Here is a 432-nt window from a genome sequence, read left to right as displayed (position 1 = left end):
CCTCGTTGTCGGTGACAAAATTCGGGGCACAGGGCGGCATGCCCACCCGCGAAGAAGTAGACGGGAGGAAAGAATGATGAAAAAGCACGGAATGCTGAACAGCTCGATTACAAAAGTCTTGGCAGACCTGGGACATACAGATTGGCTTGTGATTGCCGATGCCGGGCTGCCGGTTCCTAAAGGCGTGCCGAAAATTGACCTTGCATTAACTCCGGGAACCCCTTCGTTTAAAAGTGTGGTCAAGGCTGTCTGTGATGACATGGTGATAGAAAAAGCCATTGCGGCAGAAGAAGTGAAAGACGGAAACCCGGGCCAGCTGGCGTTTTTAAATGAACAATTTCCGAATTTGATAGAATTCGTTCCACATGAGGATTTCAAAAAAATGACAGAAAAAGCAAAAGCGGTTATCCGTACCGGGGAAATGACGGCTTA

1 protein-coding gene is annotated in these 432 nt (G+C 48.4%); it reads left to right on the top strand.

Annotated elements, in window-relative coordinates:
- Positions 1 to 73 precede the first annotated feature (73 nt).
- A partial coding sequence (gene rbsD, locus ACLWS4_RS37515) for a D-ribose pyranase (protein WP_416876504.1) occupies positions 74 to 432 on the top strand: 359 nt, incomplete at its 3' end.

Source organism: Kitasatospora sp. SC0581, assembly GCF_048159585.1.
In the GTDB taxonomy this organism is placed as follows: Bacteria; Actinomycetota; Actinomycetes; order Streptomycetales; family Streptomycetaceae; genus Kitasatospora.
Note: the sequence above shows the minus strand (reverse complement) of the source record. Positions and strands in the feature narration are given on the sequence as shown.